This window comes from Terriglobia bacterium (assembly GCA_020073205.1).
Classification (GTDB): domain Bacteria; phylum Acidobacteriota; class Polarisedimenticolia; order Polarisedimenticolales; family JAIQFR01; genus JAIQFR01.
Genome location: JAIQFR010000008.1, coordinates 1 through 24,983, shown reverse-complemented (window position 1 = coordinate 24,983; position 24,983 = coordinate 1). Strand labels below are relative to the sequence as shown.

20 protein-coding genes, 1 tRNA gene and 1 riboswitch are annotated in these 24,983 nt (G+C 69.4%); of the genes, 9 read left to right on the top strand and 12 right to left on the bottom strand.

What is annotated here, in order from left to right:
- Positions 1–82 precede the first annotated feature (82 nt).
- A complete protein-coding gene (locus tag LAO51_02805; GenBank protein MBZ5637667.1) occupies positions 83–1,219 on the top strand; it encodes a site-2 protease family protein in 1,137 nt (378 codons plus the stop codon).
- Here the strand turns inward: LAO51_02805 and LAO51_02800 are convergent.
- From LAO51_02800 to speA, 3 genes are read right to left on the bottom strand one after another with little or no spacing between them, the layout of a single operon-like run.
- Positions 1,216–2,541, bottom strand: coding sequence for an amino acid permease (locus LAO51_02800; protein ID MBZ5637666.1), 1,326 nt, complete (start codon positions 2,539–2,541; stop codon positions 1,216–1,218). The two genes, LAO51_02805 and LAO51_02800, sit on opposite strands and share 4 nt — an antisense overlap.
- Positions 2,538–3,692 carry a class I SAM-dependent methyltransferase gene (locus LAO51_02795; protein ID MBZ5637665.1) on the bottom strand — a complete coding sequence of 385 codons (1,155 nt, stop codon included), beginning with the start codon at positions 3,690–3,692 and terminating at the stop codon, positions 2,538–2,540. Before LAO51_02795 ends, LAO51_02800 begins: the two co-directional genes overlap by 4 nt.
- 27 nt (positions 3,693–3,719) lie before the next feature.
- On the bottom strand, positions 3,720–5,627 hold the full coding sequence (gene speA / locus LAO51_02790; protein ID MBZ5637664.1) for a biosynthetic arginine decarboxylase: 1,908 nt from the start codon (positions 5,625–5,627) through the stop codon (positions 3,720–3,722).
- Between the two features lie 162 nt (positions 5,628–5,789).
- Between speA and LAO51_02785 the strand changes: the two genes are divergently transcribed.
- On the top strand, positions 5,790–6,506 hold the full coding sequence (locus LAO51_02785; GenBank protein ID MBZ5637663.1) for a tRNA (adenine(22)-N(1))-methyltransferase TrmK: 717 nt from the start codon (positions 5,790–5,792) through the stop codon (positions 6,504–6,506).
- Between the two features lie 40 nt (positions 6,507–6,546).
- On the opposite strand, the gene LAO51_02780 is transcribed toward LAO51_02785, so the two are convergent.
- The 3 genes from LAO51_02780 to LAO51_02770 all read right to left on the bottom strand — a co-directional run bounded on the left by LAO51_02780 (position 6,547) and on the right by LAO51_02770 (position 8,132).
- On the bottom strand, positions 6,547–6,966 hold the full coding sequence (locus LAO51_02780) for a HEPN domain-containing protein (protein ID MBZ5637662.1): 420 nt from the start codon (positions 6,964–6,966) through the stop codon (positions 6,547–6,549).
- A complete protein-coding gene (locus tag LAO51_02775) occupies positions 6,963–7,457 on the bottom strand; it encodes a nucleotidyltransferase domain-containing protein (GenBank protein MBZ5637661.1) in 495 nt (164 codons plus the stop codon). The genes LAO51_02780 and LAO51_02775 overlap by 4 nt, the downstream gene beginning before the upstream one ends.
- A 93-nt stretch (positions 7,458–7,550) precedes the next feature.
- Complete coding sequence (locus tag LAO51_02770) at positions 7,551–8,132, bottom strand: hypothetical protein (protein MBZ5637660.1); 582 nt, start codon at positions 8,130–8,132, stop codon at positions 7,551–7,553.
- A gap of 188 nt (positions 8,133–8,320) precedes the next feature.
- Here LAO51_02770 and LAO51_02765 point away from each other — a divergent pair, with 188 nt between their 5' ends.
- The 3 genes from LAO51_02765 (at position 8,321) to LAO51_02755 (ending at position 12,592) form a co-directional block, all read left to right on the top strand.
- Positions 8,321–10,990: a serine/threonine-protein kinase gene (locus LAO51_02765; GenBank protein ID MBZ5637659.1), complete on the top strand. Its 2,670-nt coding sequence runs from the start codon at positions 8,321–8,323 to the stop codon at positions 10,988–10,990.
- 62 nt (positions 10,991–11,052) lie between these two features.
- Positions 11,053–11,355 (top strand): hypothetical protein, encoded by a 303-nt coding sequence (locus LAO51_02760; GenBank protein MBZ5637658.1) that lies wholly within the window; start codon positions 11,053–11,055, stop codon positions 11,353–11,355.
- 4 nt (positions 11,356–11,359) lie between these two features.
- Positions 11,360–12,592, top strand: a complete 1,233-nt coding sequence (locus LAO51_02755; GenBank protein MBZ5637657.1) for a radical SAM protein — start codon at positions 11,360–11,362, stop codon at positions 12,590–12,592.
- A gap of 19 nt (positions 12,593–12,611) precedes the next feature.
- On the opposite strand, the gene efp is transcribed toward LAO51_02755, so the two are convergent.
- Complete coding sequence (efp, locus tag LAO51_02750) at positions 12,612–13,184, bottom strand: elongation factor P (protein ID MBZ5637656.1); 573 nt, start codon at positions 13,182–13,184, stop codon at positions 12,612–12,614.
- Between the two features lie 18 nt (positions 13,185–13,202).
- Entirely contained in the window at positions 13,203–13,997 is a 795-nt protein-coding gene (locus LAO51_02745; GenBank protein MBZ5637655.1) for a 3'-5' exonuclease, read from the bottom strand.
- Between the two features lie 136 nt (positions 13,998–14,133).
- Between LAO51_02745 and glgP the strand changes: the two genes are divergently transcribed.
- A complete protein-coding gene (glgP, locus tag LAO51_02740) occupies positions 14,134–16,350 on the top strand; it encodes an alpha-glucan family phosphorylase (protein ID MBZ5637654.1) in 2,217 nt (738 codons plus the stop codon).
- Between the two features lie 31 nt (positions 16,351–16,381).
- Entirely contained in the window at positions 16,382–16,573 is a 192-nt protein-coding gene (locus LAO51_02735; GenBank protein ID MBZ5637653.1) for a hypothetical protein, read from the top strand.
- Between the two features lie 95 nt (positions 16,574–16,668).
- Here LAO51_02735 and LAO51_02730 read toward each other — a convergent pair whose 3' ends face one another.
- The 4 genes from LAO51_02730 to LAO51_02715 form a co-directional block, all read right to left on the bottom strand.
- Entirely contained in the window at positions 16,669–18,678 is a 2,010-nt protein-coding gene (locus tag LAO51_02730; protein MBZ5637652.1) for a fibronectin type III domain-containing protein, read from the bottom strand.
- Positions 18,679–18,924: 246 nt separating this feature from the next.
- Positions 18,925–20,028: a hypothetical protein gene (locus LAO51_02725; GenBank protein MBZ5637651.1), complete on the bottom strand. Its 1,104-nt coding sequence runs from the start codon at positions 20,026–20,028 to the stop codon at positions 18,925–18,927.
- 77 nt (positions 20,029–20,105) lie between these two features.
- The gene (locus tag LAO51_02720; protein ID MBZ5637650.1) at positions 20,106–20,699 is read right to left on the bottom strand and encodes a DUF4382 domain-containing protein; all 594 of its coding nucleotides are present in this window, start codon (positions 20,697–20,699) and stop codon (positions 20,106–20,108) included.
- A 242-nt stretch (positions 20,700–20,941) separates the two neighbouring features.
- A tRNA-Cys gene (locus LAO51_02715) sits at positions 20,942–21,016 on the bottom strand.
- A gap of 109 nt (positions 21,017–21,125) precedes the next feature.
- A riboswitch (TPP riboswitch) is annotated at positions 21,126–21,222 on the top strand.
- A 105-nt stretch (positions 21,223–21,327) separates the two neighbouring features.
- On the opposite strand from LAO51_02715, the gene LAO51_02710 reads away from it, so the two are divergent.
- The gene (locus LAO51_02710; protein MBZ5637649.1) at positions 21,328–23,718 is read left to right on the top strand and encodes a TonB-dependent receptor; all 2,391 of its coding nucleotides are present in this window, start codon (positions 21,328–21,330) and stop codon (positions 23,716–23,718) included.
- The coding region (locus LAO51_02705) for a sodium:solute symporter family protein (protein ID MBZ5637648.1) at positions 23,718–24,983 on the top strand (1,266 nt) is incomplete at its 3' end. The genes LAO51_02710 and LAO51_02705, both read left to right, overlap by 1 nt.

Here is a 24,983-nt window from a genome sequence, read left to right as displayed (position 1 = left end):
CGACGCAGGGCTGGCGCGATTCCTCGTCTCGCAGGAGAATCGTGCGTCGGAGCGGTCGGGTCCGCCGCGGGGGCCGGGAGACATGGGAACGGGGATCGACGAAAGGAAGCCGAAGGCCGCCCGCACGAGGCCCGGCGCGTCCAGCACCGGCTGGGCGATCGAGGTCGGGAAGGCCATGGGTATCCCGATCCGGATCCACTTCACGTTCCTCCTCCTCCTGATCTGGTTCGGCGTCACCGCGACGTCTCGCGGCGAGAGCCCCCTCAGAGCCGTGCTGTTCCTCGTCCTGCTGTTCGCGTGCGTCGTGCTCCACGAGCTCGGCCACGCCGCGATGGCGAAGCGCTTCGGCGTCCGGACGCGGGAGATCGTCCTCTACCCCATCGGGGGCATCGCGAGGCTCGAGAACATCCCCGGCGGAAAGGCGGAGCTGCTCATCGCCCTGGCGGGCCCCGCGGTGAACCTGGTGCTGGCGGTCGCCCTGTTCGTCGGGATGCGGGCCCTCGAGGTCCCGCTCCTGGCCGAGCCTTCGCGGATCCTCTCCCCCGGCAATCTGGTCCAGCAGCTCCTGGCCGCGAACGTCACCCTGTTCGTGTTCAACCTGGCTCCGGCGTTCCCCATGGACGGCGGGAGGGTGCTGCGCGCGTCCCTGTCCATGGCCTTCACCGAGGAGCGCGCGACGAACATCGCGGGGGCGGTCGGCCAGGGAGTCGCGATCCTCCTGGGCGCCGTGGGGATCTTCATCTCGAATTGGGCGCTCCTGTTCATCGCGCTGTTCGTCTTCCTCGGCGCGGCGCAGGAGGTGTCGTTCCATCGCCGTCGCGCCATGGTGATCGGGCGGACCGCGCGGGAGGCGATGATCACCCGGTTCGAGACCCTGGCGCCCCAGGACTCCCTGGCCCGCGCCGCGGAGCACCTCCTGGCCACGCACCAGCAGGACTTCCCCGTGGTGGACGCCTGGGGACGGGTCGCCGGCGTGCTGTCGCGGGCGCGCCTGATGCGCGGGCTCGCCCGGGAGGGAAGCGGCGGCGCGGTCCTGGACGCCATGGAGCGGGAATTCACCGCGGTCTCACCGGACACCGACCTCGAGGAGGTGCTCCGGGGCCTCCAGAACGACCCGGGCACCCCGGTGCTGGTGCTCGACGGAGAGCGCCTCCTCGGCATGGTCACCCTCGAGAACCTCGCGGAGTTCATCGAGATCGCCCGGGCGAGTCGAGCCTAGAGGCGTCCCGTCCCGTAGCGTTTCCAGAGCGCGTAGGCGGGGAACCCCAAGAGCAGTAGCCCGAGGCCCGCGAGGGAGCGCGTCGGGTCGTCGTACATGAGGCTCGCGGTCATCCCTAAGGACGTCACGAGCACCACGGCGGGAGGAAGGGGACCGAGCGGCGCCCTCCAGGAGACCGGCTCCCCCACCCCGCGCCGCCGCAGCACGACCAGCGCGGCTGCAGTCAGCCCATAGAAGATCCAGACGCTGAACGAGAAGAACGCCAGGAGGTTGCCGAACCCCGCGGAGACGACGTACAGGAGCGCGGCGACCACGAGGCCCGCGACCGAGCGCGCCGGGGTGTTGAAGCGAGGGTGCACCCGGCCGAACCACGACGGGAATCGGCCGTCCCGCGCCATGGCGAATCCGAGGCGGGAGGCGGTCAGGACCGTCCCGTTGATCGAGCCGAAGGTGCAGACGACGACCAGGACGGCGACGAGCCTCCCCGCCCGGGCCCCGATGCCGGCTTCGACCGCCTCCGCGACGACCCGCTCCGAGGACGACGCGTGCGCAGGATCCAGCAGCGCCCCCACCGACAGCTGGACCAGGACGTACAGCACGGCGAGGACCGCCGTGCCGAGCAGCACCGCCCGCCCCAGATCCCGACCCGGCCGTTTCAGCTCGCCCGAGACCAGCGTGACGTCGGACCAGCCGTCGTAGGTCCACAACATCACCACGAGGGCCGCGAGAAGCGCCGCGGGACGGACGCCGAGCCCGATGGGCGATGGGGACGGCGGTGCCGGGGTCCCGGCCAGGAGCGCCGCGGCACAGAGGAGCGCCAGCGCCGCGAGCTTGACGCCGGTGAGCGCCCGCTGGGCCCCGGCGCCCACCCTGACCCCCAGCGCGTTGAGGGCGCCGGCCGCCACGAGCGCGGACGCGGCGACCGGGACTTCCATCCCCCGAAGCGGGATCACCTCGCCGAAGTATCGGGCGAGCACCAGCGCGATCGCGGCGATCGACGCGGGGTAGGTCACGAGAACCGCCGCCCAGCCACCGACGAACGCGAGGGGCGCGCCGAACGCCTCGCGGTAGAACACGTAGAAGCCGCCGGTCCGGGGAAGCCGCGCCCCGCACTCCGCGTAGCAGAACGCGCCGCAAGCCGCGATCCCCCCCCCGACGAGCCAGAACGCGGCGGCGGCCGCTGCGCCGGGAGCGATGCCGGCGATCGCCGCCGGGGCCACGAAGATTCCCGAGCCCAGCACGATTCCGACGTAGATGGCGGCCGCATCCACGAGGCCGAGCTGGCGCCTCAGGTCCTCGGAGGGCGCTTCGGGCCCGATCATGGCTTGACGTCGGAGCCCTTCGATGGACCCTTCTGCATGTCCACCAGCAGGATCGTGCACATGCCCGCGGTGATCCTCGGAAAGAGAGCTTCGAGTGCTCTCACGCAGGTGGCAGCGCGCATGGAATCTCCGAAGAGAAGCTCGAATTCGCTTTTTCGGAACAATCGCAGGCCTTCGACCGAATACGCCCGCGTCAGGCCCCGCGCCACCCTCCGCCACCAACCGCGATCTCGGCCGTGAAAATACAGCTCGTGCGGCGGCAGCGAGGATGCGCTCGCTCCTCGAGATCGCGACACGACGGCGGGACGACCGGTCGACAGCAGGTTCAAGACGGTTCGGATGGCCCGCAGCAGGAGCACCAGTGCGCGGTGCGCCCACGGTCTCCGGACGGCGGAAACGATGCAGAGATGGCCGCCCGGCTCGAGCACGCGGTACAGTTCGGCCACCGCGCGGGATTGCCTCGACTCCGCGATGTGCTGAATCGTGTAGGCGGACACCACCGCTCCGAAGACCCCGTCGCGGAACGGCAGGTGTCCGATGTCCGCCATGCAGCAGAACCCTCTCCCCTCCAGCTTGGCATCCGCTTCGAGCAGGGCGGTGGCAGAAATGTCGACGCACACGCGGCACTCGTAGAACCACGAGTAAGCCATGCTCTCGGCGTGCGCGAGGGCCCCGCTCGCGGCATCGAGGAGAAATCCCCCTCCCGACAGGCGGCCCAGCATGGAAAGGTGCGAAGACAGCTCATAGAAGCCGTGCGCCGTCGGCGCCGCCTGCGAGAAGAGCGCCGTATCGTGATAGGTTCCGTTCTCGTTCCGGCGCCAACCGAATTCGTCGTACCACCGCTTGACGCTCCGCTGGATCGAAGCGCTCTCCGGATCGGTGCCGGGACGCACCTCGTTCCGTCCTCCGGACAGCCGCAGGGAATCCTGTTCGAGGAAATCGACGATCCTCCCCACGATGGGGTACGCGGTCAGCGAGGACTCCGAGACGAACGCCCCCGCCGTTCCCTCGGGCACGCGCCGGCGCTCGACATCCGGGAGGCGTTCGAGCAGCGAGGAGAGGCTGATCAGCGAGAGCGGCGATCGGTCCCGCGGGCAACGGAGGATCGCCAGTAGCTTCTCGAACGGCGGGTGAATCGTTGTCTCGGGCATCGGCCGAGGCGCTACCTTCTTGGCCTCTCAGTCGAGATACGTGTAGTGCGTGAGCCGCTGCCGGTAGTCGTCCAGGAGGCCGTCGGCGTCCTCGCGGCCCAACTCCCCGCGGTTCACCCGCTCGCGAAGCGCCACGGCCACGGTCTCGGTCAGCTCCCCCTCGTCGTAGCCGAAGCAGGCCAGCGTCTCGCTGGCGGGCTCGCCGCGCCGGGTGTCACGGATCAGCGAGGAGCCCATCGGGTCGAGGATGACCTCGGCCTCGTGGACCCGGCCGAAGAGGTTGTGCATGTCACCCATCGTGTCCTGGTAGGCGCCCACCAGCAGGAACGCGAGGTAGTACGGCTCCCCCGGGTTCATGTCGTGGACCTCGAGGGCGTCCTTGATGTCCTTGAGGTCCACGAACTTCTCCACTTCCCCGTCGGAGTCGCAGGTGATGTCCACCAGGGTCGCCCGGCGGGTCGGCGGCTCGTTCAAACGGTGGACCGGGATCACCGGGAACAGCTGGTCCAGGGCCCAGTGGTCCGGCAGCGACTGGAAGACGGAGAAGTTGCAGATGTACTTGTCGTGGAGCCGCTGCTCCAGCTCGACGAACTCGTCCGCGACGAACTTGGCGCTCTTCGAGAACCGGACCGCCTTGCCGGCGGTCTCCCAGAAGAGCGTCTCGGCCTTGGCGCGGTCCTCGAGGCCCAGCATCCCCAGGTTGAACAGCTGGTACATCTGGTCCCGGTACTCGATGGCGTCGTGGTAGAACTCGCGGTAGTTCTTCACCGAGATCTTCCGAGCCACCTCCGCCAGGTCCTGCACCACCTGGGGCTCGCGCCCCGTGAGCGCCGGCGGGTCCGGCTCGATCCCCGAGATGATGCCGCGCACGTCGGTCACCAGCATGGCGTGGTAGCCCACCAGCATCCGCCCCGACTCGCTGGTGATCGTCGGCGGCGGCACGTGCTCCTCGGAGCAGACCTCCGCGATGCCGAACACCACGTCGTTGGCGTACTCCTGGACCGTGTAGTTCACGGAGGCGTCCGAGGAGGTCTTCGAGCCGTCGTAGTCGATCCCGAGCCCTCCCCCCACGTCCAGGTACGCGATGTCCGCCCCCGCCTTCCTGACCTTCGCGTAGATCCTCGCGGCCTCCCTCACCGCGTTCTTGATCCGGCGGATCTCGGTGACCTGGCTTCCGACGTGGAAGTGGAGGAGCGCGATGCTCCGGGAAAGCCCCGCCTGGCTGAGCTTGTCCAGCGCGCGCATGAGCTGGAGCGTCGTCAGCCCGAACTTCGAGGCGAACCCCGACGACTTCTCCCACTTCCCCGACCCCTTCGACTGAAGCCTGATCCTGAACCCGATCTTCGGAAGGACCTCCTCCTCCCGGGCCAGCTCGAGGATCTGGTCCACCTCGAACGGCTTCTCCACCACCACCACGACCTGCTTGCCGAGGCGGGTGGCGAGCGAAGCCGACGAGAGGTAGTCGGGGTCCTTGAATCCGTTGCAGATCAGGAGGGCCTCGGGCGAGGTGGGCAGGCCGATCGCCGCGAGGAGCTCCGGTCGGCTCCCGACCTCGAGGCCGAGACCGTACCTCCAGCCGCTGGCGACCAGCCCCTCGACCACCGAACGCTGCTGGTTGACCTTGATCGGGAACACGGGCAGGTACCGCTCGGGGTAGCTGAACTCGCGGATCGCGTTGGCGAAAGCGTTGGCCAGCTCGTGGACCTGCCCCTCGAGGAGCTGCGGGTACCGGAGGAGCAGCGGCGTCTTGAACCCGCGCCGGCCGAGGTCCTCGACCACCTTCACCACATCGATCGCGCGGCTGGGATCCCGCGAGGGCGTGACCAGCAGGTGGCCGTCCGTCCCGACGGCGAGGTACCCGTTCCCCCAGCCGTCGAGGCCGTACAGGTTGACCGCATCGTCGACGGTGAACCGGTCGGTCGCCGGAACGTTCATGGAAGACCTCCCTGTGACTCGCCTCGAGCCGGCGCCGAGTTCACGGTTCCGAAGCCGCGCTGATTATAGAACCCGGCGCGAGCGCTGCAAGAGTTCGAACGCGATTCCGGCGACGATCGGCGGCTCTCGCCGGACGGGGCTCGGGCGCGGTAACCTTCCGGCGTGAGGAGAGGCACCGCTCGCCCAGCCGAGGACCGCCTCGCCGCCCTGGCCCGGATGGTGCCGCCGGGGTCGGCGGTGGCGGACATCGGAACCGACCACGGCTTGCTCCCTCGGCGCTTGCTCGAGTCGGGCCGCGCCATCCGGTGCATCGCGACCGAGCCGCTCGCCGGCCGGCTGGCGAAGGTCCGCGGGTTCCCGCCGGGCGACCCGCGGCACGGCGCCCTGACGCTCAGGGTCGGTGACGGCCTCACCGTGCTCGCGCCCGCGGACGGCGTCGACGTGGTGGTCGTCGCGGGGCTCGGCGGGCAGGCGATCGTCGCGATCCTCGACCACCCGATCCGCCGGTCGCTCGCGCTGAGACGCCTCGTCCTCCAGCCGCAGACCGATCCGGTGGTGGTCCGGGCCTGGCTCGTCGAGCACGGCTTCCGCCACGCGGAGGAGCGGCTCGTCCTCGACCGCGGCCGCTTCTACGTGCTGATCGCCGCCGAGCCGGGAAGGGAGAGGCTCTCGCACCCCAGGCTCGCCCGCGCGGACCTCCTCGAGGCGGGCCCCCTCCTCGTCCGCACCCGGGACCCTCTCGTGACGTTGTTCTGGACGCGCTGGCTCGAGCGGCACGAGCGAATCCTCGCCCGGGCCCGCCCGGGCGCCGCCCGAGACGAGGCGGTCCGCCAGCGCGACCTGGCGCTCCGGGTGTTGGAAGCGCTACGGGAGGGTTGAACCACGTTCCCGAGCGACCGCGGCCGGGGACGCGACGACGTCAGGGCGTCAAGCGGTGGACCACCCGCTCCGCCATCTCCACGATGGAGGCCGCCTCGGCATAGGCTCTCTCGGCGTCCGCCGCCGAGTACTCCTCGGTCGGGATGAAGTCGAGATCCCCGTAGAACGCCAGCTCCCGTTCACGGCGCAGGCGCTTCGAGATCTCGGCCGCGCGAGGAAGCGCATCGCGCTCGCTCTCGGGGAACTTCGCCGCGTGGTCGACCAGGAGCCCGCCGACGTCGTGGAGCTTGGGCGGCTCGATGCCTGCCGCGCGGAGCATGCCCTTGAGGGCCAGCTCGACCAGTTCCTGGGCCTCGCGCACGACGTCCGAGTGCGCCCCCTCGTCTTTCAGCACGGCCAGCGCCTTGAGCCGCTTCCGCGCCTTGACCACGTAGCTCTGCGCGAGGTTCCGGTTGTTCACAGCGCGAAGACCTCGCCCGGCCTCAAGTCCGGCTTGAGCTCCCAGTACCACGCGTTGCCGCTCCAGACCCGCCGGGCACCGAGGTCCTTCAGCCTCCCGCGGAGGCGATCGAGACGGCGTGCGAGGATCCCCTCGGCATCGACGAGGATTTTCGCGTCCTCGACCATGTCGAGGAACAGGGGGCTGCCTTCCTCGGACTCCTCGGGAGTCTTGAAGACCGGAGAGAGTTCGATCGGGGCCGCGGCGTCGTCGACGGGCCGAAGGTCCATTTCGAGCCGGGACTCGACCGGAAGGAACTCCTCGACCCGCGCGAATCGCCCTCGAGGAAGATCGCGGGCCACGATCAGAAGGTCGATGTCCGAGTCGTGACGCGGCGTGCCGCGCCCGACCGAGCCGAACACGGCGCACGCGACGAGTCTGGGGCCGTAAAGGCTGGCGACCTCTTCGGCGACCCGTTTCAAGATGGCATCGTACCTTTCGAGGAGCTTCATGGGGCTCGCCTCGCTCGCGATTCTACCCCATCGGGCCGGGAGCTTCGCGGCGGGACCCCCGAGCGATGGCTTCCGGGGTCCTGGTCTCGGTCATCAGCGCCCGGGGACCTGCCTCGCCAGGCACTCTTCGCAGATGGAATGGGTAAACTGGACGCCCGCGTGCGCCTCGAGGTAGCGCTCGAGGGCTTCCCAGTAGTCGTTTTCGTTCCGCACCTTCTTGCACCAGGCGCAGATCGGGATCAAGTTCTGAAGCTCGACGAGCTCGCGCAGGTCCTCGAGCACGAGCAGGACCCGCCGGACCCCACCGTGGTCGAACGCCGAGGTGGTGACGAGCAGGTGAGCCTCGGTCGTTCCGCCGTTCCTCCGCAGGTCCATGCGCGCGTGCGCCCGGCTCACGCCCTTCCCGGACATCGCGGCGGCCACGCCGTTCCGGACGACGCAATCCTTGCAGACCTCGGCCTGACCGCACCCCTCCGCGCTCTCGAAGGAGTGGACGCAGCGCAACGCGTCGCCGACCCGACGGCGCAGCACGATGTCCCCGGGGGCGACGAGCGCCGCGGCGGACCGGTTGACCGCGAGCAGGACGACATCCGAGTCCGCGATGAAGACCGGGATCGGCATCGCGTCCAGCACGGCATCGAGAAAACCGGCGCTCCCGAGATCCGCTGACTTCATTCCACCTCCATTCGGCCCGATGCCCGCCCACCGCGCCAACCGGGACCCGCGGGCGGCCGGCGGATAATCTCGATGCCGAACGCATCCGAGTCAAGCGCCGCCCCCGGCGTACGAACCGTGGTAAGATCGCGCCAGAAGCAACCAAGCGGCGTCTCAAGAGTCCGCTCGACGCCGTGGAAGGTTCAGGCATGACCTCGGCCCAACCGCCGGGAGGAGGATTTTGCGCTCCCCAGCCCGGGAGCATGGTCGGGCACTACCGGATCGTCGGGGAAATCGGGCGCGGCGGGATGGGCGTCGTCTACCGGGCGCTCGACGTGAACCTGGAGCGCGAGGTCGCCCTGAAGTGCCCTCGGCCCGACGTTGCCCCCGACGCCAAGCTCCTGCGCCGGTTCCTCCACGAAGCGAGAACGGTGTCGAGGCTCCCTCACCCGAACATCATCCCGGTCTACGAGGTGTTCGAAGACACCGGCCACCCCTGGCTCGCCAGCGAGCTGGTGGAAGGCGAGGATCTTCGCGCGGCGCTGTCGCGCCGGGGCCCCCTGCCGGCCGAGGAGGTGCTCGCCCACGCGGAGGGGTTGACCGACGCCCTCGCCGCGGCCCACGCGAAGGGGATCCTCCATCGGGACATCAAGCCCAGCAACGTCCTGATCGGAACGGACGGCCGGGCGAGGCTCGCGGATTTCGGCATTGCCGGGGCGATCGCGTCCGGCTCGGAAGACGCGACGACTCGGAGCGCCTCCCTCACGGGAGACGGACACGTGGTCGGCACGCCGGGCTACATGTCCCCCGAGCAGGTCCTGGGCAAACCCCTCGACGATCGGAGCGACATCTTCTCCCTGGGAGCCGTGCTCTACGAGATGTGCACGGGGCGCCCCGCGTTCGGCGTCACCGGGCAGGGCGATTGGGTGGACGCGCTCCTCCACCGCGAGCCCCAGGCCATCTCCCGGTTCAACTACGACGTCCCCGAGGAGCTGGAGCGGATCGTCCGGAAGTCGATCGCGAAGCGCGCCGACGAGCGGTACCAGCACGCGAGCGAGATGCTGGTGGACGTGCGGGCGATCCGTCGGAGAATCGAATCCGGCTCGCAATCCGGGGAGAAACCCAGACCCGTGCCCCGGCGCTCGCGAACGTGGCTTCTCGTTGGGGCTCTGACGTGCGTGGTCGCGCTGCTCGCTCCTCTCGGCGTCGGGGAGATTCGGAAACTGCTCCGGCAGGATCATCCGCCGGCGCCGGGGACGCCCCGGCAGCTGACGGGTGGTCCCGCCTGCGAGCAGAATCCCGTGCTTTCTCCCGACGGAAGCCTCGTCGCCTACGTGTCGGACGAGTCGGGTACCCCCGAGGTCTTCATCATGGACGTCCGAGGCGGGACACCGCTTCAGCGGACGCGAGGGCAGGCGGTCGATGGCAAGCCGGCGTGGTTTCCCGACGGAAGCGCCATCGCCTTCACCGGGCATCGGGACGGGAAGCCGGCCATCTTCAAGATCCCGAAGCTCGGAGGATCCCCCGTTCTCATTGTCCTCGACGCGGCCTATCCCGCCATCGCTCCGGACGGTGACCGGATCGCTTTCTCCCGAAGGGATGCCTCGGGGCGTCTTAGGATCGCGGTCGCCCCGCTTTCCGATCCGTCGCGCTTCCAGATCCTGACGCACGACGGCGACGGGATCTTTTTGCACGCCAATCCCGCCTGGTCCCCCGACGGCACGACCCTGTGCTACGAGGACTTCAAGGACATCTGGACCGTGCCGTCCGCGGGCGGGTCGGCCCGCCCGTTGACCCTGGATCACGCTTCGTCCACCGATTGCGCCTGGTCCCCGAGCGGGAGCCGGATCTACCACTCGTCGTTGCGACAGGGAACCGCGGCCCTCTGGTGGATCCCCGTGCGCGGCGGAGACCCGGTCCGTCTCACGATGGGCGTGGGGACGGAAGTCCAGCCGAGCGTGGCGCGGGACGGAGCCCGGCTCGCGCATTCCACCGCCGTGGCCCAGCCCGACATCACGCTCTTCGACACGCAATCCGGCGACCAGCTCCGGCTGCCAGGCTTCCGGGAGGACGGCTCCCCGGCGCTCGCGCCGGACGGGAGCGCGGTCGTATGGGTTTCCGCTCGGGACGGGAAGCTCGACCTGTGGCTCCAACCCCTGTCCGGCGTCCACCCCGCCGGCCCGCCGAGACGCCTGACCGACCACCCCGGAGACGGCCTGTCAGCGCCAAGCTTCTCCCGGGACGGGAAGTGGATCGCTTACTACAGGGTCTTGGAGGGCCAGCGCGACATCTGGGTGATTCCGGTCTCGGGCGGACCGCCCACGCGCTTCACCGACGATCCTGCCACGGACTTGCACCCCTCGTGGTCGCCCGACGGCGCGAGCCTCGTCTTCTCCTCCGATCGCGACGGCCGCCCGCACCTCTGGGTCCAGCCCATCGCGAACGGGCGTTCCAACGGCCCCGCGAGAAGGCTCACCTCCGGCGCGACTTTCGATTACTCCCCGGCCTGGTCGCCCGATGGGGGGCGGATCGCTTTCGTCGGGCAGACGCCCGTGGAATCCGAGGTGTGGGTGATCGAGGCTGCCGGGGCGTCGCCGCCGCGCCGCGTGACGCGCGGCGCGTGGGCGCAGTGCGGGAGATGGCTGCCTTCCGGAACCGAGATCCTGGTCAGCGGAGAATGGGACAGAGGAAGGATCGAGGCACGCCGCGTCTCGCTCGCCGATGGCCGGAGCACTCCGCTTCAGCCTGGGTTCTCATTCGGGAGCGGGACCCCGTCCGGAGAATTCGACGTCTCGCACGACGGGCGCGTTCTCGCCTTCGTCCAGGTCGACACCAGGGGAGATCTCTGGGTCCTCGAGGCGCCGCCGGGCAACTATTGAGGGATGCGGGGGACCACTCGGCCTCCGCTTCGAAATAACGGGTCAGGAATAAGGAGACGACGATGGCGAAGAAGAAGGCGGCCCGGAAGAGTATCACGGTAGCGAACCTGGTAGCGGCTCTCTCGGCGAGCGAGATGTACCTCTGTGGCGTGCGTCAGGCCTTGATAAGCATGGGTCCCAACAAGCGGGTGCCACCGCCACTCCCCGCTCCACACTGGGGTCTGTTCGTCGCGGGTCGGCGCTCGATCGACATCAACCCCGTGCCGATCTGTCTGCCGCGGGGCGGTAAGTGCTGGCCAGATGGGCTGGTTCCGCCGGAGAAGGGAGGGAACGGGAAGCGGCTCACGGGCGGGACGCGCAGGTAGCGACATGGCCGCAAGCGGCGTCGATCGCATCCGCTGCGTGCAGCTGGTGCTGACCGCGGAGTGCAACCTGCGCTGCGCGTACTGCTTCCAGAACGCTAGGGGGCGCGGACGGATGGGCTCGCGAGTTCTCCGGCGCGCCGCCGACCTCCTGCTCGAATCACGCTCGCCGGAAGGGGAACTCGCTTTCTATGGAGGAGAGCCGCTTCTCGAGTTCCCCCGCATCCGTGAGGCCGTGCGCTACGTCGAAAAGGCCACCCCTCCCGGCAAGAGGATTCGGTTCTCCCTTTCGACCAACGGCACCTTGCTGGACGACCGGATCGCCGCGTTTCTGTCCGACCATAGGGTCGAGACGCAGATCAGCTTCGACGGAGTGCCCGCAGCGCAGAGGCTCCGCGGGGTGGGGACGTTCGCCCGCCTCGACCGGCTGCTCGATCGCCTCTCGCGCCGGTTCCCGAGCTTTCTCCGCGAGGACGTCGCCATCGCGATCACGCCCACGGTCCGCGCGCTCCCGTACCTGGCCCGATCCGTCCGCTACTTCCTCGACAAGCGAGTCACGACGATCCACATGGCCCCCCCGACGACCCACGACCTCGATTGGACACCGGGTACGGTGAAGGAGATCGAGCGCCAGTTCGAGCAGATCCGCGAGGTCTGCTCGCGCCACTTCCGGCGGGAGGCGACGATCCCCCTGACTCTACTGAGGCGGACAAGCGCCGTTCACGCCGGTATGCCGCGCCATGCCCCGATCTGCGCCGCCGCGACCGGCGAGAGGCTCGCGGTGGACGTGGACGGGCAGGCGCACGGCTGCGCTGCGTTCGCCGAATCTTACCAGTCCCTCCCGGCCGGAATCCTGCGCGACGGCCTGCGGGCGATGCGCCTGGGCGATCTCCGCGACCGCTCCTTCACCAGGCGCCTCCGGCGGTATCAGGAAGCCGCGCGCTCCGCGAGCCTGTTCCATTCCAAGGAGGCGAAACACTCGTTCCACGGCCGTTGCCGAGCCTGCCGGTTCGTCGAATCCTGCAGGATCTGCCCGCTCGGGACCGGGTTCATCCCCGGAAACCGCGATCTTCACCGGATCCCCGATTTTCCTTGCGCATTCAATCGGGAGGCGCTCCGGTCGCGCGAGCGGTTGCCTTATCTGCCGGACGCGAACGATGTCTTGACCGGCCGGGCACCCATTCCCGAGAAGGTCCGGGAATTCGAGGAGTTCCTCTCCGTCGCTTGGACGGGCGGCTAGATGAACACCGCTGGGTGTTCTACTTCGGCGCCCGCTTCGAGAACTCCCACGTCCGGGTGTCCACCAGGATCTTCTCCCCCGCCTCGACGAATAGCGGGACCTTGACGGTCCTGCCGTTGGTCAGGGTGGCGTCCTTGAGGTTCTTCCCCGACTGGGTGTCGCCGCGCGCGCCGCCGCCGACCATCTCGATCTCCGCCTCCACGAACTGCGGCAGGCTCACGCCGACCGGCTTCCCGTTGAAGATCACGGACGAGAGCGTGAGCCCCTCGGTGAGCCAATCCGCGGCCTCCCCCACCTGCTCCCTCGGAAGCGAGAACTGGTCGTAGCTCTGCACGTCCATGAAGTTGCAGCCCTCGCCGTCGTCGTAGAGGAACTGGATCTGCCGGAACTGCACGTCCGGCTCGTCGAACTTCTCGCCCGACTTGAACGTGCGGTCCTGGAGGGTCCCCGTGATGATGTTCCGCATCTTGGTCCTGACGAGGGTGGCCGCGCCCCGCGCCGACGGAGTCTGCACCGTGTAGTCCTCGATCGCATACGGCTCGCCGTCCATCAGCACCCTGAGCCCCCTCTTGAAATCCGACGTGGTCAGCATGGCGCCCCGTCCTCCGCGTCACCGCGCCGCGGCCGGCGGTGCGGGGAATTCGCCCTTGAGGGCACCTTCCACGATCCGCCTCGCGTCCGCGGGAAAATCCTGCTTCAGGATCCACTCGAGATAGTCCCGGTGCTCCCGGGCGACGTCCCGAATCGCCTTCCCCTGGTGCTTGCCGAACGCCAGCACGACCTCCCCGTTCCTCCAGAGGAACTTCCCCGACAGGTCGGCCGCGCCCGGCGGGGCGGGAGGCCGGCACCAGGCGTCGAGCTCCGCGACCGAGCGCGGGAGGTCCAGGTACCTCCCGAGCTGCGCTTCCAGGACCTCGAGCGCCGCGTCCGCGTCCGCCTCGGCGCCGTGCGCTCCCGCGTGCTCGCGCCCCAGGTAGAACGCCACCGCGGCGGCCAGGTGCCTCGGCTCCTTGCGATGGAAGATCGCCATCGCATCGATCACGCGTCGCCGCGGGAGCGCGAGGTCGAGCCCCGCCTCCCGGAACTCCCGGTCCAGGAGCGGAACGTCGAACCTCAGGATGTTGAATCCCGCGAGGTCGGACTCCCCCAGGAACTCCAGGAGGCTCCGCGCGATCCGGCGGAACTCCGGGGCGTCGCGCACGTCCTCGTCGCGGATCCCGTGGATCGCCGTGGCCTCGGCGGGAATCGGCCGGCCCGGGTTCACGCGCCGCGTGCGCCCGTCCCTGCCGCCGTCGGGGTCCACCCGCCGAACCGAGATCTCGACGATCCGGTCCGTCGCGGGATCGGTCCCCGTCGTCTCGAGATCGAAGAAGGCCAGGGGGCGATCGAGGCGGAGGTTGTTCATCGGGATCCCCAGGTCGCGTCGACGGACCGAGTAACTTATCCGCACCCTGTGCCCTTCCGCAAGCTCCGGGCGCCGGACGGACGCCCCGCCGGGAGCTATAATCCCGCTCCCGCGAGCGAACAGGAGGAAGCGGCGAATGCGCACTCGCATGCCCGAGATCCGCACGGTCCCGGTGGCGGACATCGAGATCCCGATGGAGCTGTCGCGGCTCTACGACCTGGTCTACAACCTCTGGTGGACCTGGTCCTCGCGGGCCCACCTCCTCTTCAGCTCCATCGACCCCGTCCGGTGGATCCGCTACCGCAATCCGGTGGAGCTCCTGATCAACGTCGAGCCACACCGGTGGGAACCGCTGCTCCTCGACGAGAACTTCATGTCATCCTACGAGGCGGTCGTCGAGGCGTTCGACGACTACCTCGCCGGAAGCGACACGTCGTGGTTCCGCCGGACCTTCCCGGACTACGACGCCGGCCCGTTCGCCTACTTCTCGACGGAGTTCGGCTGGCACGAGAGCCTCGGGATCTACTCGGGCGGACTCGGCGTGCTGTCCGGCGATCACTGCAAGTCCGCCAGCGACCTCGGGCTCCCGTTCGTCGGCGTCGGCCTCCTCTACCGCCGGGGGTACTTCCTCCAGACCGTGGATGCCGACGGCGAGCAGCAGCACTTCTACCCCGACTTCGACGTCCGCAGGCTCCCGGTGCTCCCCATCGTCGGTCCCGGCGGCAAGGAGGTCCGGGTTTCCGTGGAGCTGCTCGAGCGCAAGGTGCACCTGAGGCTCTGGAAGGCCACCATCGGGCGGGTCCCGGTCGTCCTTCTGGACTCCGACGTCCGCGAGAACGCGCCGGCCGACCGCCAGATCACCTCCATCCTGTACGTCCGCGGCCGCGAGATGAGGCTCTGCCAGGAGATCATCCTGGGGATCGGCGGAGTTCACGCGCTGCGCGCCCTCGGGATCGAGCCGGCCGTCTGGCACCTCAACGAGGGGCACTCGGTGTTCGCCTCGCTCGAGCGCCTGCGGGAGAAGGTCCTGAAGGAGCGGCTCCCGTTCGCCGAGGCGCTCCGCCGGGTCGCGGACAACGCGGTGTTCACGACCCACACACCGGTCCCGGCCGGCAACGAGGTTTTCGACGCGCCGCTGGTGCGGGAGTACTTCGAGGACTGCGCGAAGCGCTGCGGCGTACCGGTCGACGACCTGCTCGCCCTCGGCCGCGCCACGCCGGACCGGGACGACGGACAATTCAACCTCACGGCCCTCGCGATCCGGACCACCCGCCAGACGAACGGCGTGAGCGAGCTGCACGGCCGGGTCGCCGACAAGATGTGGCGACATCTCTGGCCGAAGACGGACGACGCGGCGGGCGAGCAGCGGATCACGCACATCACCAACGGCGTGCACGTCCCGACCTGGCTCGGCCCGGAGCTGGGGGACCTCCTGAGGCGCAGGCTCGGAAGCGGGTTCCTGTCCCGCCTTCTCGACCCCGGCTTCGGCGAGGCGGTCATGGCGATTCCCGACGCCGAGTTCTTCGAAGCGCACCAGGCGCAGAAGAAGCGGCTCATCGACTTCGCGCGCGAGCGGCTCATCGGCCAGTTCGCCCGTCACGGGCGGTCGCCCAAGGAGCTGCGGCAGCTCGAGAGCCTCATGGACCCCGCCGTCCTCACCCTCGGCTTCGGGCGACGATTCGCGACCTACAAGCGCGCCGACCTGATGTTCCACGACCCCGGCCGGCTCCGCTCCATCCTGACGGCGTCGGGGAGGCCCGTACAGATCCTGTTCGCCGGCAAGGCGCATCCGGCGGATCGCCCGGGCCAGGAGCTCATCCGGCGGATCTTCGAGGCTTCGCTCACCCCCGCGCTCGAGGGCCGGATCGTCTTCATCGAGAACTACGACATGCGGGTCGCCCGGAGGATGGTCCAGGGGGTGGACGTCTGGCTGAACACGCCGAGCCGCCCGCACGAGGCCAGCGGCACCAGCGGCATGAAGGTCGCGGTCAACGGCGGACTCAACTTCAGCGTGCTCGACGGCTGGTGGTGCGAGGGGTACGACCGGTCGCACGGCTGGGTCATCGGGAGCGGGCAGGACAATCCGGACCTCGCGGCGCAGAACCGCGAGGACGCCGCGTCCTTCTACCAGGTCCTGGCCGGGGAGATCGTCCCCTGCTTCTACCGGCAGGATCCGGCGTCGGGTCTCCCCGTGGAGTGGATCGCGCGAATGAAGCGCGCCCTGGCCAAGCTCACCCCGCGCTTCAGCACCGAGCGGATGCTCCGCGACTACGCGAGAAAGGCGTATCTCCCCGCCGCGCTGGGAGAGGAGCCGGGGGCCGCCATTCAGGAATCCCAGTTCTGGCAGCCCTGACGGAGACGACGGCGGGGCAGGAGCGTTCGAGATGAAGCGAAGCGACAGCGACACGCCGCGGGCGGACACGAACCGGACCGGCCTCTGCGAGGAAGCGCAGGCCGACGGGGTACCCTGCTACGAGCTGGGCCGGCCCTGCGAGACGTGCGAGCGCGCGCGCCCGGAGTCCCTGGAGCCGAACGTGACGAAGCCGCCGCGGAAGCCCCGGGGCAAGAAGGCCTGAGCGCGGGTTGCCGGGACCCGCAGGAGATACAGCGCCTCCCGGCGCGCCCCGCCACCGGGGGGATAGGGGGGAGCGCGCCGGGAGGTTTCCGAGCGTCAGGGTCGTGTGTCTGAGCGCCGCAGGTTCGTCACCGCCGCGGGCGGGACGTTGTCGGTAGGCGTCCCCTGAGCGTGCGCCGCGACCGAGACGTTGCCGTTGGCGTCCACCGCGAAGGCACTGTAGCTGTAGACCGTACCGTTGGTGAGGCCCGCGTGGACGTAACTGTCCGCCGTCCCCGGCGCGGCCGGCTCCTGCGTGACCGCGAAGCCGTCCACCGGGCTCGTCGGGTACCTCCCGTCGATGCGGTAGCGCAACACGGTGCTGGCGAAGTCCGCATCGGACGGGTCGGTCCAGGTCAACGTGTTCTGCAGGTTCGACGGCGTTGCGGCGAACCCGGACGGCGCCGCCGGCGGCGTCTGATCGTCTACCGGCTGCGCAGTCGGCCGGAAGGCCACGTCGTTGGTGAGGAGCACCTGGTCCGCCCTGGCCTGGGCATCGCGACCGCCCAGCTCGACGGTGTGGAGCCCCTGCGTCAGGGTGTAGGACCGCCCCGCGACCCAGGTCCAAGCGCCGGTCGTAGAAGCCGTCACCGTTTGCCGAGCGGCGCCGTCCACCGACTCGAACCAGGTGTCGGAAGAGGTGCTCGGGCCGTAGATCCTGAGCCACAGGTACCAGGTACCGGCGGTCGGGATGTTGATTCCGAGGGTCGCGGTGCCGGACGGGCTCGAGGCCGTCCCGGTCGCGGTGCCCGACGGCGTGTCGATCCAGCTGCCGCCGAAGCCACCCGACCCCGACTGGATCCGCACCGGCGCGACGAGGATCCCCGCCTCCGCCTCGGAGCGGAGGTAGCTGTAGGTGCTCGCGCTGGTGGTGAAGGTCTGGTCGGGCGACGAGGTCGAGGCGTTCCCCGCCGCGTCCGCGCTGCGAACGTGGTACTGGTAGGTCGCGGACGGGTCGAGCCCCTGGAGCGTGACCGAGTGGCTCGTCACCTGGGTCGCATCCACGTCGGTCTGCTGGTAGCCGGTCTGGCCCGACTTCCGGTAGAAGACCTGACTGTCCGCCGTCTCGTTCGTGGTCCAGGTGATCTGCGCCGTGCTGGAGGTCACGCTGCCGGACTGCACCGAAGATATCGTCGGGGGAGCCGTGTCCGGCGTCGTCGAGAAGCCGGTGGCCTGGTTGTACGTGGAGGTCATCGAGTGGTTCGCGAGATCGAGCACCCCCGATGCGCCGCCGACGACCTGGATCTTGTAGGTCGCGCCCATCGTGAGGTTCGCCGCCGGCACGACCGTCGCGGTCAAGCCGTCGCCGGAGAGCGAGGGCGAGCCGGCGGCTTGCGCCACCGCGGCCCCCTGACCGTCGAGAATCCGCACGGTCGACGACGTGACGGACGAGGCGAGCATCGCCTCGCTGAAGGTGACGGTGGGGTGCACCGAGACCGAAACGCCCGTGGCGCCGTTGGCCGGCGAGGTCGAGGACACCGTCGGAATCGTCGCCGCCTGGACCGTGAAGAGGCCGGACCCGGAGCCGAACACCTGGTCCGGATTCGTCACGTCCAGGTTGGTCGCGCCAGCCGCGGCGGATCCGCCCACGGTCACGTTGGCCGTGATCTGGGTGCAGGAGTTCACCGTGACGGAGTTCACGGTGATGCCCGCGTTGCCCGTCTGCACGGTGGCACCGGACATGAAATTGGTGCCGGTGAGGTTGAGGGAGAGCGTCCTGCCCTGCTCAGCTGCGGAGGGCGCGCTGAGGGTGACCGTCGGACGCGGCCACCCGGATATCGCGTTCGAGTAGTTGACGCTTAGGTTCCCGGTGGTGTCGTAGGCCTTGACCGCCAAGTACCAGGTGGTGCAGTCGGTGAGCCCGTTGATCGTGGCGGAAGTCACGTTGCCAACGTTCTGGCTGTTGGTATAGGCCCCCTGCGAGGTGCCCCAGTAAACCCGATATCCGGCCAGATCCGAATCGGAGACCGGGTTCCACGTCAATGAGATCGTACCCGCGGAAGCGGTCAGTGCCGCGAGCGAGGTGACGACCGCGAGGAGCGCGATGCGGCGATGAATGTCTCGCATTCCCGGGCTCTCCTATGAGTCGGTGTCCCAATGCGGGGAATGCCTTAATGCCAGCGCCGTGCCATGCTCAGGACAATCGAATCGTTACCGGTAAACCTTTGGGAGATAGCCGCTTGCGGTAACCGTACATTTGCGGTCCGCCGCCGCGCATACTTGCCGAAGGTTACTGCATTGTAGGGAGGGCAAGACGAACATACTCGGAATCGAAATTGAAACTGCGGAGGCCGATCTTCCGATTTCGGGTCGTCACTCCCAGAATTTCCACGCCGGCTTCCGGTGCTCGTCGCCCGATTCCAGGACCACGTCGTGCACGGAGAACTGCGGCAGGGCGGAAGCGACGAGATCGCGGAAGCGCACCGGATCCGCGTCCGGGCCGGCGTGGTTCGCCGGGTTCGTCGCCACCGCGACGATCCTCATCGGACGAACCACCTGGAACCGGCCGTTCGCCTTCAGCCAGGCCTTGAAGTAGATCGGGGCGACGTTGATCCGCGTCGCGTCGCGAACGACCAGGATGCACCGGAAGGTCGACCGCACCAGCGGGATCATGAACTCGTCGTTGAGCCCGTGCGGCAGGACGACGGTCGAGGCCGGGGCTTTTCCCTGCGACTCCAGCGCGCGAGTCGGGTCCTCGAGCCCGGGAGGGAGGACGCCGATGGCCTTCCCGCGCGCGTCGAGGAGCGCCGCGGCCCCGGACGACGCGGTCTCCTCCCAGGCCACCCGGGCCGCCTCCTCGCAGGGCGGCACCGAGAGGGTCTCGACCACGTAACGCGTCGCCGCCGCGGAGCGCTCGGGCGACGGGGAATAGCTGGATCCGACCACGAGGATCGTCCCGTCCACGGTCCCGGGCGCCGCGAACGCTCGACGCTCCCAACCGCCGTCCACCACGACGAGTCCGCCGGAGACCTCGCCGAGCCGAGCGAGCACCTCCGCCATTCCGTGGGTTTCGGAGGGACCGTGGAGATCGACCTCGCCACCCCGGAAGACACGGTAGAGGCCGACGGGACCCAGGGGAGTCTGCCAGGACGTCGCCTCGACCAGCTCGAGGCCGCCCTCGGCCGTCCTCACCGTGTCCGCTGCCGTGGCCACGAAGGCCCCGTCCGGGAGCGCGAGCCGTGTCACCGGCTGCGCCGCCGGGACCTGTTCGAACTCGATCTCGAGAGGGAGGCGGGGCGCCGAGGTAACGGCGATCGGCCACGATCGGGCGTGAATCCGGCGAACCAGGTACGACAGGACCGTGCGCGTCCCGGAGCGGGCGTGGAGCCCGAGGATCGCGACCCTTTGGCACCCCGCCGCCACCACGCGATCGAGGAGGTCGGGACCTTCGGGAAGCTTGGGCTTGCGCTCGAACATGCCTCCGCCCCCGCGGCACCGGGGGCGGGAGGAGCTCCCTTCGGCCGGGCCGCAGGGGAGATTCTAGCAAGACGCGGTCAGCTGTGGGACGCCCCCACCGGCGTGATCACCGGACGGAGGATGAACGGGTGCTCGCCGTTCGTCGCGTTGACCTGGACCGACATCGCGGCGTCGAAGTCCAGCGTCACCGCGGTGGGCTCGCCGCTCGTCACGGTCAAGGACACCGGCACGTCGACCTTGCCCGAAGGAACGAAGATCGGGTCCACCTGGTCCGCGGCATCGGCGGTGGCGCCGGCCCGGACCAGCTCGGCCGAGTCGATCTCGAGCCGTATCCTGGAATACGACCCCGGCGGCACGTCCGCGGTTGCGACCACCACCGTCTTGCCGTTCCGGTAGTCGAGCAGGTTGACCTTCATGCCGGCGCCGGCGACCACGTTCTGCAGCTCCATCGAGGTCCCGCCGGTGTCCGACGAGGTCCCGCTCGTTTCCGGCGGGTACAAGATCATGTCCTTGAGGGTCACGTTCACGGCTTTGACCCCGGTCAGATCGAGGGGCGCGTCGGTCAGAAGTACGGCGACGTTCCCGCGCGACGGGATCGTGGTGTTCGATGTGCACGCGGTCATCGTGGCGACGATGATCGCCAGGAGGAAGATCGTCACGGGCCTACGCATCGGGAGCCTCCTTCGGGGCATGGACCGCCCCGGTATCGTCCGGTCGGCGGCCTGCCTTCGGCACGCCTCGGGTTACGACATGCAAGCCGCAAGCCCCTTCGAGAACTTCCGGGCCGGGAGCGCGAAAACGCGCCGCTGGGGCGTCGTGTGAGCAGATTCGCCGCGTCGAAATGACGAACGCGATGTAAGAAGGTCGATCCGGGCGGCGTGAGGAGTGTCGTGGTGTTGCCGGCGAAGATCGATGGAGGCGGCGACCGGATTTGAACCGGTGAATGACGGTTTTGCAGACCGTTGCCTTACCACTTGGCTACGCCGCCATGCGAAGCGTTCAATCATAGTTCGGGCCGCCTAGGCGGTCAACGCGGCGGATTCGGCCGGCGGTCCGGCCGGGGTTGACGGTCGACGCCGGTCGTCGTAGGGTGATGGCGGTTCCGTTAGGGGTGCCGGGAGAGTTCCCGGCTGAGAAAAAACCCTCGAACCTGAACTGGATCATACCAGCGTAGGGAAACGGGACGTGCCCGCAGGAATCCTCTCCCAGGCTCCTTCGGACCGTTCGCCCTCGCGCTCAGGGTCGGCAGGACGGTCCCGATCGGAACCAGGGACCGCACCTCCCGACCGGGAGGCCGCGATGGAATCGAATTGCATCCCGCATTGGGCGCGCGCGTTGACGGCTTGCGCGCTCGCGGCCGCGTGGCTCGTCGTCCCGCCGGTCGTGCGAGCGAATGCCGGGGAAACCCCACCGCCGCCGTCGAGCGGCGACGAGAAGCCCGCCGAGGGAAAGAAGAAGCCGAAGCGGCTCCCCCCTCTCGTCGAGAGCGTGATCGTCACGGCGACCACGGCCGAGGAGGGGAAGGACGCCGCCACCTTCACCAACGTCTCCCGTGAGGAGATCGAGGCGCGCGATCGCGGCCAGGACCTCGCGATGATCCTCGCGGACACGCCGAACGCGTACGCCTACAGCGACGCAGGGAACGGGATCGGCTACAGCTACCTCAGCGTGAGGGGGTTCCGTCAGGAGCGGATCGCGACCTACATCGACGGGATCCCGCTGAACGTCCCGGAGGACCACGCGCTGTACTTCATCGACCTCGCCGACCTCGCCGGGGGGCTCTCGAGCCTCCAGGTCCAGCGGGGCACCGGCACGGCGCTCTACGGGTCGCCCGCGGTCGGCGGCGCGGTGCGGCTCGAGACCGGCCACCTCGATCCGGTCGAGGGCGGACAGCTGACCATCGGCGTCGGCTCGTTCGGCACGCGGCGGCTCGATTTCCGTTACGGCGGGCCGATCGCCGGGGGCCGGTGGGCCTTTTCGGCGCGAGCCGCGCGCGTCGAGAGCGACGGCTACCGCGTTCCGGCCTGGACGCGCCACACGCTCTTCCAGCTCGCGCTCGAGCGATACAGTGACGACCAGGTGCTCCGCATCCAGCTGTTCGGCGGCCCCGAGCACACCCAGCTCTCCTATTACGGCGCCCCGATCGAGTACCTCCGCGGCGAGATCACGGGGAACGCCGACCACGACCGCCGGATCAACCCGATGGCCCCCGGCGAGACCGACAACTTCGTCCAGCCGCATCTCCACGTGCTGCACGACTGGAAGATCGCGGAGGGTCTCTTCCTCCACGACGCCGCCTACGTCGTGGTCAACGACGGCTACTTCATGCAGCACGACGACCTGTTCGACGGCTACGTCACGTCGTACGACCCCGACGGGACGCCCGAGATCGTCCGACCGGTCGAGAATGCGTGGCGGCGGCGCTGGATCGGCGGACGGGATCTCGGATGGGTCCCGCGCCTCGTCTGGGACCACCCCGGCGGCACGCTGACCGCCGGCCTGTTCCTGCAGGACCACGCGCTGCGGCACCAGGGGTCGCTTCGGGCGGGAACCGTCTGCGCGCCGGGGGACCCGACCGGCCCGTGCGTCGATCCGGAGCCGCTCGACTCGGCGAAGACGTTGTACGACTACACGAACTCCAAGGCGACCGTGTCGGCCTTCGCCCGCGAGACGTGGCGCCCCCTCCCCCGGCTCGCGCTCCATTTCGAGGCGCAGGCGACGCGCCACCGGTTCTCGATGTCGGACGACGCGATCCGGCACTTCTCGTGGAGCGCGACGTACTCGTTCTTCACGCCGAGGATCGGCGTCAACTGGAACCCAACCGACCATTTGGGCTTCTACGCCACGGCGTCCGACGCGGCGAGCGAGCCGGCGTTCGCGAGCGTGTGGGACCCCGAAGACCCGTATTCCCTGCCCACCGGCGCCTTCAGGAGCGGCAGCCTGTCGAGCCGGGAATTCACGGATCCTCGGGCCCGCCCCGAGAAGCTGAACGACTACGAGGCGGGAGCGACGTGGATCTCGGGGGCGACGAAGCTGAAGGTCGCGGCTTACGAGATGCGGTTCCGCGACGAGTTCGTCCCCGAGGGTGGGCTCGACCAGGACGGCTTGCCGATCACGGTCAACGCGGGCCGCTCGCTCCACCGCGGGATCGAGCTCGAGGCCTCGGGGCGGCTGCCCGGAGAGGTGGACGTGTCGGCCTACCTCGCCGCGAGCCGCGACGTGCTCCAGAGCTTCACGATCTACGGCAGCGACGCCTCCGGCGCGCCGATCCGCGTCGACGACTCCGGGAACCGGATCGCGGGGTTCCCGGAGAGCACCGCGCGCATCCGGGTGTCGCGAGCGTTCGGAATGGTGCGCGCCACGCTGGGCGCGCGCCGGATCGGCACGATCTTCCTCGACAACAGCGAGGACGAGAGGAAAGACCCCGCGGCCCGCCTCGCGCCGGACTACGTCTCGAAGCGGATCGGACCGACCACGGTGGTGGACGCACGGGCGAGCCTCGACCTGACGCGGCTCGTCTCGAAGCGAGGCGCCACGCTCCGCCTCGACCTCTTCGTGGACAACCTGCTCGACCGGCGCTACGTGGCGATGGGGTATTCGTACCCGAGCGCCGATTTTTCGTCGTTCTACTCGGAGTTCTTCCCCGGAGCGACTCGAAACGTCCTCCTGGGCCTGACCTTCGGATTCTGATGGGCCCGCTGGATCTGGGGGTCGTGGCGGCGTACCTCGCCGCGACCGTGTGGCTCGGGGTGCGCGGGGCCCGGCGCGCGGCGGACCGGACCGACGACTACCTCCTCGCCGGCCGGACCTTGAGCCTGCCCGCGTTCGTGGTGGCGCTGGTGGCGACCTGGTACGGCGGGGTGCTGGGCGTCGGCGAGTACAGCTACCTCCACGGCCTCTCCAACTGGCTCGTGATGGGGGTCCCCTACTACGTCGGCGCCCTGCTCTTCGCGGCGCTGTTCGCGAGGAAGGCGCGGATGGCGGCGGGGTACACCGTCCCGGACCTCCTGTTCGACACCTACGGGCGCGGCGCCGGGATCGTGGGAACCGTGACGGTGCTCGCGCTGTCGCTCCCCGCAGCGTACCTCCTGATGCTCGGCGTCCTGCTCCGGAGGGTGACCGGCTGGGACCAGCGATTCGCGGTGGTGGCTTCCGCCCTGTTTTGCTTCTCCTACATCGCCGCCCGCGGCTTCCGGTCGGTCGTGCGGACCAAGGGCCTGCAGTTCGGGCTCATGTACGGCGGCTTCCTCCTCTTGCTGCCGGTGGCCGTCTGGACCGCCGGCGGCTGGAGCTTCCTGCATCAGAGCCTCCCGGCGGAGCACTTCACCTGGGACGGCGCGCAAGGAGCGGGATACGTGGCCGCGTGGTACTTCATCGCCCTCGAGACCCTCGTCGAGCCCACCTTCTACCAGCGCTCCTTCGCCGCGAGGTCACCCCGGACCGCGCGGAACGGCATCCTGGTCTCGATCCTCTTCTTCGCGCTGTTCGACGGCCTCACGACCTTCACAGGGATGTACGCGCGCGCGCTGCTGCCGGGGCTCCCCTCGGGGGTGGACGCGTTCCCGGCGCTGGGGGAGAGGCTGCTCCCGGCGGTTCTCCTCGGCGTCTTCTACGCGGGGATGGTGGCGACGGTCATGGCCACGGTGGACTCGTTCCTGCTCGTCGGGGGGGTGACCTTGGGGCGCGATCTGGTGTGGCGGCTCAGCGGCGGGAAGGCCGACCAGATCTTCTGGACCCGCGCGGGTCTCTGCGTCGCGACCGCGGCGTCGGCTGGGATCGCTCTGGCCTCGCGCTCGGTGGTCGCGCTCTGGTACGGGTTCTACAGCGTCGGGACCGCGACGCTGCTGCCTCCGCTCCTGGGGGCGCTCTACCCCCGTCTCCGCCCCGCGCGGCGCTTCGCCGGCTGGGGCATGGTCGTTTCGGGCGCTCTCACCCTCGCGTGGCTGCTTCGAGAG